Source organism: Protofrankia sp. Cj3 (assembly GCF_917627355.1).
GTDB lineage: Bacteria > Actinomycetota > Actinomycetes > Frankiales > Frankiaceae > Protofrankia.
Genome location: NZ_CAKJTR010000022.1, coordinates 3,744 through 4,582, shown reverse-complemented (window position 1 = coordinate 4,582; position 839 = coordinate 3,744). Strand labels below are relative to the sequence as shown.

1 protein-coding gene is annotated in these 839 nt (G+C 65.6%); it reads right to left on the bottom strand.

Annotated elements, in window-relative coordinates; translation table 11 throughout:
• Positions 1–315: 315 nt before the first annotated feature.
• Positions 316–839 (bottom strand): hypothetical protein (locus MJ783_RS04935; protein WP_239308730.1); only part of this gene is annotated, 524 nt, incomplete at its 5' end.

Here is an 839-nt window from a genome sequence, read left to right as displayed (position 1 = left end):
CCTGACCGCCCCGACCGCCCCGACCGCCCCGACCGCCCCAGCCAGGCAACGCTGCCCGCCAGCTCAAACAGAATCACGAAAACGCGGTTGGCCTTGACGGCCATGAAAAGCGCACGGCAACAGGGGCGTGGATCAAGGAGCGAGGTTGGGTGCGTGCGTCGCGAGGCGACGCACGGAGTCACCGGAGGTGGTGGGTGACGACCGACGAGCCGGGGTACCCGTGCATCGCGCGACGATGGTTGGGAAGCGATGCGGCGAGGTGCATGCCCCAATCCCGGATAACCCCGGCGATGCCGCGTCCTCTGTTGCCGGTCGCTAATGGCTGCTTTCCCCAGGGCTGGCGGGCGAGGGGGCGCGTATGGGGCCCAACGGGTGGTTCCAGCAGTCCATTGGCTGTGGATCGGGTCCCTCATCAGGGCCCCGGAGGACGAATTTGCAGGTCTGGTCATCGGCGGCTTCCAACGTGTCCGGAGAGGCCGGGACCGACCCCGACGGGGTGGGGAGCGTGGCGCTGGACAGATCCACCCGTAGGACCGTCAGCGCCTTGTCGGTCGCGACCCGGGACGTCCGGAAGTCCACCCGGCCGGTGACTCCGTCAAAGACACCACCACGAATATACCCAACGATCTTCGTCCAACTGATGCCCTCGGCCGGGTCAAGCTTGTTCACGGAGTCAAGGAATACTTGAACGGAGTCATACACCAGCCCGACGCGCTCATCCGGCCATGTACTGGCTGAAGACGACATACCGGTGGCATGGTAGGTGGCATCGAGCCGTCGGCAGAAACCGAGAAAGCGCGCGCTCTGCTGAGCATCGTGGAGAAACTCCAGATCGCCTG